Below are 8,128 nucleotides of genomic sequence, written 5' to 3' on the forward strand. Positions count from 1 at the left end.
GACGCGCAGCTCGGGCGAGAACCAGATCGAGCCGCCCGCCTCGCGGATGCGGAAGTTCAGCTCCCAGTCCTGGGCGCGGATGAACTCCTCGTTGTAGCCGCCCTGCTGCTCCAGCGCCTCGCGGCGGAACACCCCGAGGTACACCGTCTCGGCGGGTCCTGCCTGGCCGCCGGTGTGGAACGCGGCGTTGCCCACACCGATCTTCGACGTCATCGCCGCGGCGACGGCCTCTTCCCAGGGCGTCTCGCCCTCGGCGTGCATGATGCCGCCGACGTTCTGCGCGCCGGTCTCGTCGAGGAGGCGGACGGCCGTGGCGATGTAGTCGGGCGAGAGCATGCCGTGCCCGTCGACGCGCACGACGACGGGGTGCGACGACGCCTTGATCGCGGCGTTCAGCGCGGCCGGCGTGCGGCCCGTCGGATTGGGGACGGTCTGCACGCGTCGGCCCCGGCCGCCCTCGGCGGTCTCACGCACCAGTTCCGCGGCGATCTCGTCCGTGCGGTCGGTCGAGGGGCCGAGGGCGATGACGACCTCCATCTCGCCCTCGTACTCCTGCTCGAGGATGTGCCGGACGGAGTTCCTCAGATGGCGTTCCTCGTTGAGCACCGGCATGATCACGGAGACCGCGGGCGAGTGGTCAGACATGGGGTCCTTCGGGGTCCTGGTGGGGACCTTGGTCGCAAGGTCGGAAGCGGGTTACGGCGTCAGTGGATCCGGGCGTCACGTTACCGCGAACGGGGGACAGGCAGGCGTGCCGCCCGCCCCGGGACAGGTGCCGCTCATCGTATGGACCTACGGTTCCCGTGGTCGTCCCTGTATGTCCGCCACGTCCGTTCCGGTCCCGGCCGGAAGGGGCGTCGTCACCGACGGAGGTGTCCCCGTGCCCGTGCCTCCCCGGCAGCCCCACCGCCAAGGCCCCGTACTCGGCGCCCAGCGGCAGCGCCAGGGGCGGGCGCAGTTCGGCGCGCAGGGCCGCTCGCAGGCCAGAGGCGCGGGAGGCGGCCGCGGTCCGCGCACGGGCGGGGTGAGCGGCGTCCGTCCTCCCGCGGGCCGCCGCCCCGCGGCACCGGGCGGCAGGCCCCCCGGGCGGCGTCCCGGCGGCAGGCGCGGCCGGCGGCGCGGTGTCCCGGCGCCGCGCTGGGGCATGCGGCTCGCCACCGCCCTCTCGGTCTTCGTGCTCGGCGCGGGCGGCATCGGCCACGCGGTCGTGACGAGCCTGGACAGCGGCATCGGCCGCGTCGACCCGTTCAAGGACATGAAGAACAGGCCCGCTGCCGGGCACGGCATGAACCTGCTGCTGGTCGGCACCGACGGCCGGTCCACCATCACCGCGGCGCAGAAGCGCGAGTACCACCTGGGCGGCGCGCCCTGCCACTGCACGGACACGATCATGCTGGTGCACCTGTCGGAGGGTGGCGAGCGCGCCAGCGTCGTCAGCCTGCCGCGCGACAGCTACACGCGGCTGCCGTCGCCGTCGAAGGGCGGGTCGGGGTCGACGTACCCGGCGAAGCTCAACGCGGCCTACGCCCAGGGCGGCCCGGGTCTCACCGTGAAGACCGTCGAGTCCATGACGGGCGTCAAGATCGACCACTACCTGGAGGTCGACTTCACCAGCTTCATGCGCACCGTGGACGCGCTGGGCGGCGTGTCCATCTGCACCCCGCGGCGGCTGAAGGACGCGAACACGGGCCTCGACCTCGCCGCGGGCACGCACCGGCTCAACGGCGGGCAGGCGCTGCAGTACGTGCGCTCCCGGCACATCGAGGGCGACGCGAGCGCCGACCTCGGCAGGATGCAGCGGCAGCAGCGGTTCGTGGCGGCGATGATCAAGCAGGCGACGAGCAGCGGGGTGCTGCTCAACCCGGTGAGGCTCAAGGACGTCGTGTCGGCCGTGCTGGACTCGGTGCGCGCCGACCCCGGCTTCGGTCCCGGCCAGTTGCTGTCGCTCGGCCAGGCGATGCGTGGCTTCTCGCTCTCGTCGTCGGAGTTCGCTTCCGTGCCGCTCGCCGATCAGGGCGTGACGCTCGCGGACGGCGGCTCGGCGGTGAGGTGGGATCCGGTGAAGGCGAAGCGGCTGTTCCGCGCGGTGCGCGAGGACAAGCCGCTCGCGCCCCCGCACAGGGCCGCGCCACCGGCCGGGCGGGGCGCCTCGGTGGTGGACGTCGACCCTGGCCGGATCCGGGTGCAGGTCTACAACGGCACGTCGGTGGACGGCCTCGGCAAGCGCGTCGACGACGCGCTGAGGGCGACGGGCTTCGACACCACGCGCGCGCCGAGGACGAAGCCCGCGCTGAAGGCGAAGGCCACCGTCGTCGCGTACGACCCGCGGTGGGACCGCTCGGCGCGGTCGCTGGCCGCGGCGCTGCCGGGCAGCCGCCTCAAGGCGGTGAAGGGGCAGGGCGCAACGCTCAAGGTCCTCGTGGGCAAGGGGTTCACGAAGGTGGCGCCCGTGCGGGCGGAGGCGCAGCCGAAGGGCGCGTTCAACACGGTCACGGGCGACCAGGTCGTCTGCCCCTGACCGCCGCGCCGGCGCCGGTTCGGGGGCCGCGGGCGCGGTGACCCGTTTCACATATGTGTGGATCCCGGTGCCATTGCATCAGGTTGGCAACAGGGCCGGTGCGATTTACCTCGTGGTCTGTCTGGCCCCCGCCACCGCCCTGCACACTGGACCGCATGAGCGAGTGGCCCGAAGGATGGAACGGCGAGCGTCCCGAGCGCTACGGGCGCGGCAGCGCCAGCGCTGAGCCCGAGGGGGCGCGCGCGATGCCGCACGTACAGCGCGGGAGCGTTCCCCCGCGCCAGCGCGGGCGCTACGGCATCCCGCCCCAGCAGGCGCCCGGTGGGTACGGCGACCAGTACGGCCAGGGTGACCCGTACGGCCAGGGGTACGACAGCGGCTACAACACCGGCCAGGTGTACGGCGGCGGCCGGGGCGGCGGTCCCGGCGACGGATACGGCGGCGGCCCGTACGGCCCCGGAGGGACGTCGGCGCCGCCGAGGCGCCCGGCGAACTGGGGCCGGCGCATCAGGTACGGCGTGCTGGCGCTCGTCGTCGTGGTGCTCGGCGTCTCCGTGGGCACGTACTTCTGGGCCGACTCCAAGCTGCACAAGGACGTCGACCTGTCCAAGGTGATCGACCGGCCGGCCGGCGGCGCGGGCACGAACTACCTGATCGTCGGCTCCGACAGCCGCAAGGGCATGACCAAGGAGCAGGAGAAGAACCTGCACACCGGCGCCGCCGAGGGCCAGCGGACGGACTCGATGATGATCCTGCACGAGGGCGCGGGCGGCCCGGCGCTGATCTCACTGCCCCGTGACACGGACATAACGCTGCCCTCGTTCAAGGGCAACGAGTCCGGCAAGATGTACCCGGCCAGGCCCGGCGTGCACATGAAGCTGAACGCGGCGTACGCGACCGACGGCCCGACGCTCCTCGTCCGCACGATCGAGGCCAAGACGGGGCTGCGCATCGACCACTACGTGGAGATCGGCTTCTCCGGCTTCGCCAACGTCGTCGACGCGATAGGCGGCGTCCACATGAACCTGGACCACGGGTTCAAGGACAAGTACTCGGGCGCCGACTTCAAGGCCGGTGAGCAGACGCTCAACGGGAAGCAGGCCCTGGAGTACGTGCGCACCCGGCACGCGTTCGCCACCAGCGACCTGCAGCGCGAGAAGAACCAGCAGAAGTTCCTGTCGGCGCTGGCCTCGCAGACGGCGACGCCGAGCACGATCCTCAACCCGTTCAAGCTGTACCCGGCGCTCGGCGCGGGCCTCGACACGCTGACGGTGGACAAGGACATGTCGCCGTACGCGCTGGCCAAGATGTTCTTCGCGATGAAGGACGTGACGGGCGGCAACGGCGTCTCGATGACGATGCCGGTCTCCGGCAACCGCGGCGGGAACCTCGTCTGGGACCAGGCCAAGGTCAAGGAGCTGGTCAACGAGCTCAACAACGGCCAGAAGGTCACCGTCACCGGCTGACCCGCGTGCGAGCCGGCCCGAGGGCCGCCGGGTCCCCCCGGAGGGGGCTTGGCGGCCCTCAGTGCGTCGCGCGCGGCTGCGGCGTGGGCGCCGCGTCGTCGCCGGACCCGGTGAGGTAGCGCTCGGCGACGGCGCGGTTGTAGCGCTCGAACATCTCGCCGAGCGTGCGCAGGTCGTCGTCGTCCCAGTCGGCGAGGAGAGCCGCGAAGCCGTCGGTGCGCTCGCGGCGTACGGCCTCGGCGCGTGCGATCCCCTCCGCGGTGGGCGTGATCAGGGCGCGGCGGCGGTCGGGCGGCTCGCACCGGCGCTCCACGAGGCCGGCGCGCTCCATGGCCGCGATCTGCCGGCCCGCGGTGGACGGGTCGAGTCCGAGCCGTTCGGCGAGGGTGCGGATGTCCGTGCGCCCCTCGTCGGCCAGGGTTCGCAGGAGCAGATAGCCGGAGCGGTCGAGCGTGTCGTGGATGGCGGTGCGCCGGTAGAGCAGCTCGAAGTTCCTGTTGAGGACCGCGGCCTGGCGCTCGATGCGCCGCACCGCTTCCCTGTCACTGCCCATCGCTCGCGTCTCTCCTCTCCTCGTGGCCCCCGGCCGCTCGACCGTCCCGCGAAGGGAACACCGGTACGATGCATGTTATTATTTGCATACTACATGGATATGCGGGAGCAAATCGCCGGGAGAAGGGGTCGGATGGCCGGGGTCACCAGCGGTGGAGCATCCGTCATACGCGACAAGATCCTCTCCTCGGACCCGGGCCTCAGCAGGCTGCGGCAGGCCGTGGGCGCCGCCGTCGCCATGGCGAGCGCGATGGCCGTCGAGGACGGCTTCGCCACGGTCCTGCACGAGAACGCCCAGGGCACCCTCGTCACGGTCATGCTCGGCACCATCGTCGCCATGATGGGCTCGATGGCCCTCGGCGGCATCCCGGCCGCCACCCAGGCATGGACCGCGGCGGGTTTCCCGTTCGCGCTCGGCACCGGCCTGTTCCTCGGCATCCTCGTGAGCGGCAGCACCACGCTGATGCTGTCCGTGTTCGTCGTCGTGATGTTCGCCGCCGTGTACATCCGCCGCTTCGGGCCCGCGTTCTTCTTCTACGGCTTCATGGTGTGGATGGGCTACTTCTTCGCCGCCTTCCTGCACCCCACGCTCGCCCAGCTGCCCGGCCAGCTCGCGGCCGTCGCCGTCTCCGCCGCCTGGGTGCTGCTGCTGTCCCTGACCATCCTGCGCACCAACACCCGCCGCACCCTGCGCCGGATACGCCAGGCGTTCGACGCACGCTCGCGCGCCGTCGCGCGGGCCGCCGCGGACCTGCTGGAGTCCGACGACCCGCAGAAGGCCGGACGCAGGCGGCGCCTGCTGCACGCGCGGCAGCTGGGGCTCGCGGAGACGGCGCTGATGATCGAGGGCTGGTCGGGGCAGCCCGGCGCCCTGCCGGGCGGCTGGAGCGGCCCCGCGCTGCGCCGCCGCATGCTCGACCTCCAGCTCGCCGTCGAGGCGCTGGCCGCTGCCGCGGTCCGTGCGACGGAGGCGGACACCGTCACGAGGCGGGCGGCGGCCCGCATCGCCAGGGCGCTCGCCGACCGCGACCTCGCCGCCGTCGAACGCCTCGCGCTCCCGCTGCTCGACCCCGCGGCGCTCGTACCGCGGCCCACCGGCAGGCGCGGCGACCGCGGGCCGGGCTCGATGGCCCTGCCCGCGACGCCCACGAGCGCGTCCGGCGTTACCGGGGCCGTCGAGGGCGTGTGGGCGGCGAGCCATCTGGCGGCCGCGGCCATGGAGTACGTGGCCCTGGCGCGCCAGGGCGACGCACCACCGGCCACCGGGGCGAGCGGGCAGGAGTACGAGCCCGCAGTCCAGCTCGCGATGGGCAACCTGCCGGGGTCCGCCGCCATCGCGGGCGGCGTCGCGGCGCGCGGCCGGCGCTGGAACGTCTTCGCGCGCATGAAGCTCACCACCCGCCAGGCCATCCAGGTGGCCGTCGCGGGCGGGGTCGCGATCCTCGTGGGGCGTGAGATCAACGAGCAGCGCTACTACTGGGCCGTCATCGCCGCCTTCGTCGCCTTCACCGGCACGGCCACCCGCTCGGAGACCACGCTCAAGGCGACCAACCGCGTCGCCGGCACCCTCGTCGGTCTGGGCGCGGGCATCGGCATGGTGCACGTGACGGCCGGCCACACGCTCACCGCGCTCGCCGTGATCATCCTGGCCATGGCGTGCGGCTTCTACCTGGTGCGCATCTCGTACGGCCTGATGATCTTCTTCGTGACGATCATGGTCTCGCAGCTGTACAGCATCCTCAACGAGTTCTCGCCCGGGCTGCTCATGCTGCGCCTGGAGGAGACCGCGGCGGGCGCGGCCGTCGGCATCCTCGTGGGCCTGCTCGTCCTGCCGACCTCGACGCGCGACACCCTGCACAGCGTGCGCACCACGTTCTACTCCGCGCTCTCCACGCTGCTCGAAGGCGTCGCGGGACGCCTCGACGGCTCGGAGCCGGAGACGGACCTCGACGCGCAGGCGCGCGCGATCGACCACCAGGTGCGCGGCCTCGCGCTCGTCGCGTCCCCGCTGACCAGGCCGCTCGTCTGGGGCAACGACCCCAGGCTGACCCGGCACCGGCTCACGCTGTACGCGGCGGTCTCGCGCCGCGGCAGGACGCTGGCGCTGGCCCCGCAGCGGCTCGAGGCACCCAACGCGGCGGCCGAGTACGCGGGGGCGGCGAGATCGCTCGCCGCGGCGGCCGCGCACCTGGCCGACCACCCGGCGCTCACGGCCGCGCCGCACGCCGACGTCGAGCAGCACCTGAGGGACGCGGAGCACACGGTGCTCGCGCGCCGCCCCGAGTGCTCGGCGCAGCTGCCGCCCGTCGGCCTCGCGCTGACGCAGCTCGGCCAGCTGCTGCGCGAGCTGGCCGCCGTGCGCCCGCTCTCGGGGCCCAAGCACCGCAGGACGCCGCCGCCGAAGCTGCGGCTGCTGGCGAGCTCGGCGTCCGAGCCCGCCGGCGAGGACGGCGGCGACGAGGGCAGCAGGCCCGAGCCGCCCGGCGGGCGGGTGCCCACCACGTCGGCCGCGGCCGGCCGGGCACGCCCGGCACACCGCTGAGGCAGCAGGTGCCGGGCACCGAATAGGAGCTCACTCGGGGCGGTCCCCTTGGCGTCAACCGCGAACGGCGCACGGCGGCTTTGAAACGAGGCCCGTCCGTTGTCCCAACTACAAACTCTGTACCGAGTCGCCTCAGCTGACTCGGTGAACACGAGCCCGCCGCACTGCCGGCGCGGCGGGCTCTATCCGTCAGCCACAGTGGTCGTTCCACACGATGTCTTCGATACCGGCGTCATCCGAGACGTAGCCGCCCCAGTCGATGCACTCGCCCGCCGCGTATACGTACACCGGACCAGCGTAAGAGCGGTATCTACCCGAGTCATCGATCCAGCCGCCGCCCTTGCGCGATGACCGCTCGATCGAGGCTTGTACCCACTGCGTCGACCCGGTGTTATTCACCGTTACGACACAGTTATAACCGTTTGAGCTGTTGTAGCTCAGGTAGGTAGTGCCAGCGCCCTCATAGCCGACACTCATGGAATCGATGACGCTGTACCCACTACCGCAGGCGCCATTGTAAGCGGCGGGCTGGGCAGGCGCGGCTTGCGCCGGAGCCGCAGCGAAAACAACACCACCGGCAGTCATCAACAGAGCCGCCGTGCACGCTGCAAGCCTTGGACGTATGTGCATCACGATTGCCCCCAAAGGCAGTTGACGGGATGTCAAATAATTATGATGAAAGTGTGGTTGTCATGGCAAGGCCAAGGAGGAAGTGATGTTAATCACGTGTATTCGGTCTAGTGCTGCGTAACCAAGTGCTTCGTCGCGAAGGCCGCCGACGGAGTACTGCACCAGGAAGCGGTGGCGTCCGCTGGAGTGATGTGACGACGGCCCGGGTCGGTGGTCTCGTGCCTGAGGCGACGCGGTGGGTTCGGTGGGAGGTGAGGCCCGTATAGCAGCAGGCCTCCGTCCACTCGTCGTTTATTTGGCCAAGACCGGAACTAATAGGGTGGCTACAACGAGGAGTTCATCCGCGCCCAGGACTGGGAGCTGAACTTCCGCATCCGCGAGGCGGGCGGCTCGATCTGGTTCTCGCCCGAGCTGCGCGTC

6 protein-coding genes and 1 pseudogene are annotated in these 8,128 nt (G+C 71.7%); 4 read left to right on the top strand and 3 right to left on the bottom strand.

Annotated features, from left to right (window positions below; translation table 11 throughout):
- Window positions 1-645: glycosyltransferase family 2 protein (locus IH48_RS0131885; protein WP_030912685.1), on the bottom strand; the 645-nt coding region annotated here is incomplete at its 3' end.
- Window positions 646-1,144: 499 nt separating this feature from the next.
- On the opposite strand from IH48_RS0131885, the gene IH48_RS0131890 reads away from it, so the two are divergent.
- Window positions 1,145-2,518, top strand: a complete 1,374-nt coding sequence (locus IH48_RS0131890; protein WP_030912688.1) for an LCP family protein — start codon at window positions 1,145-1,147, stop codon at window positions 2,516-2,518.
- 155 nt (window positions 2,519-2,673) lie between these two features.
- A complete protein-coding gene (locus IH48_RS0131895; RefSeq protein WP_030912691.1) occupies window positions 2,674-3,984 on the top strand; it encodes an LCP family protein in 1,311 nt (436 codons plus the stop codon).
- 58 nt (window positions 3,985-4,042) lie between these two features.
- On the opposite strand, the gene IH48_RS0131900 is transcribed toward IH48_RS0131895, so the two are convergent.
- A complete protein-coding gene (locus tag IH48_RS0131900) occupies window positions 4,043-4,537 on the bottom strand; it encodes a MarR family winged helix-turn-helix transcriptional regulator (RefSeq protein WP_051840966.1) in 495 nt (164 codons plus the stop codon).
- Window positions 4,538-4,669: 132 nt separating this feature from the next.
- Here IH48_RS0131900 and IH48_RS0131905 point away from each other — a divergent pair, with 132 nt between their 5' ends.
- Window positions 4,670-7,078, top strand: a complete 2,409-nt coding sequence (locus IH48_RS0131905; RefSeq protein WP_051840967.1) for an FUSC family protein — start codon at window positions 4,670-4,672, stop codon at window positions 7,076-7,078.
- A 189-nt stretch (window positions 7,079-7,267) separates the two neighbouring features.
- Here IH48_RS0131905 and IH48_RS35490 read toward each other — a convergent pair whose 3' ends face one another.
- Window positions 7,268-7,663, bottom strand: a complete 396-nt coding sequence (locus tag IH48_RS35490) for a spore-associated protein A (protein ID WP_199810046.1) — start codon at window positions 7,661-7,663, stop codon at window positions 7,268-7,270.
- 363 nt (window positions 7,664-8,026) lie between these two features.
- Between IH48_RS35490 and IH48_RS37255 the strand changes: the two are divergent.
- Window positions 8,027-8,128 (top strand): annotated as a pseudogene (locus tag IH48_RS37255) (glycosyltransferase family 2 protein); the annotation flags it as partial.

The sequence above is a fragment of the Streptomyces sp. NRRL F-5126 genome (genome assembly GCF_000721265.1).
GTDB lineage: Bacteria > Actinomycetota > Actinomycetes > Streptomycetales > Streptomycetaceae > Streptomyces.

Coding starts and splice junctions, on each gene's coding strand:
- IH48_RS35490 (WP_199810046.1), bottom strand. CDS start 7,663: ATGACTGCCGGTGGTGTTGTTTTCGCTGCGGCTCCGGCGCAAGCCGCG.
- IH48_RS0131905 (WP_051840967.1), top strand. CDS start 4,670: ATGGCCGGGGTCACCAGCGGTGGAGCATCCGTCATACGCGACAAGATC.
- IH48_RS0131895 (WP_030912691.1), top strand. CDS start 2,674: ATGAGCGAGTGGCCCGAAGGATGGAACGGCGAGCGTCCCGAGCGCTAC.
- IH48_RS0131900 (WP_051840966.1), bottom strand. CDS start 4,537: ATGGGCAGTGACAGGGAAGCGGTGCGGCGCATCGAGCGCCAGGCCGCG.
- IH48_RS0131890 (WP_030912688.1), top strand. CDS start 1,145: ATGCGGCTCGCCACCGCCCTCTCGGTCTTCGTGCTCGGCGCGGGCGGC.